Below are 948 nucleotides of genomic sequence, written 5' to 3'. Positions count from 1 at the left end.
ATATGGGTTACCACACTCATTTCGATCCACGGAGGTCCTCGTGTCTTACGTTACCCACGCTCGCGCTGCGCTGAACCCGCAGGGGCGGCTCAAGCTCGTGAAGCTCGTCATCGATGAGGGCTGGACTCAGGCTCGTGCCGCCGAGCGATACCAGGTCGCTCGCGGCACGGTATCGAAGTGGGTGTCTCGGTTCCGCGCCGAAGGGCGGGCGGGGCTGGAGGATCGTTCTTCGCGGCCGTTACGGTCGCCGAATCAGACGCCGCAGCGCACGGAGCGTCGGATCGTGTCGTTACGCGTCACGCGCCGGTGGGGGCCGCATCGGATCGCGTATCACCTGGGACTGCCTCAGTCGACGGTGTCGAAGGTCCTCGCCCGTTACCGGGTGCCACTGCTGGGACACATCGATCTGAACACCGGGGTGCGGGTGCGCACGCCCAAGCCGGTGCGCTACGAACACGAACGCCCTGGCGATCTGGTCCACGTCGACGTGAAGAAGCTCGGCCGCATCCCCGACGGCGGCGGGCACCGCACCCTCGGCCGCTCTGCCGGCAACAGGCGCCGGAACGCAGGGGTCGGCTACTCGTTCCTGCACTCCGCGATCGATGATCGCTCCCGGGTGGTCTACTCCGAGATCCTCGACGACGAGCGCAAGGAGACCGCGGCGGCGTTCTGGGAACGCGCGAACGCGTTCTATGCCAGCTTGGGTATCACGGTGCTCCGCGTGCTCACGGACAACGGCGCCTGCTACCGCTCACACGTGTTCAACGACGCGCTCGGCTCGCAGGTGAAGCACAAGTTCACCCGCCCCTACCGGCCGCAGACCAACGGGAAGATCGAACGCTTCCATCGCACTCTCGCGTTCGAATGGGCCTACGCCCACCACTACGACTCCGACACCGCACGAGCAGCCACCTACCAGGCCTGGATCCACAGCTACAATCACCACCG

The 948-nt window shown here is 66.0% G+C and carries 1 protein-coding gene; it reads left to right on the top strand.

Annotated features, from left to right (window positions below):
• Nucleotides 1–40: 40 nt before the first annotated feature.
• On the top strand, nucleotides 41–948 hold a 908-nt coding region (locus ABD882_RS18625; protein WP_345188986.1), incomplete at its 3' end, for an IS481 family transposase.

The organism is Microbacterium panaciterrae (assembly GCF_039541635.1).
Lineage (GTDB): Bacteria > Actinomycetota > Actinomycetes > Actinomycetales > Microbacteriaceae > Microbacterium > Microbacterium panaciterrae.
Note: the sequence above shows the minus strand (reverse complement) of the source record. Positions and strands in the feature narration are given on the sequence as shown.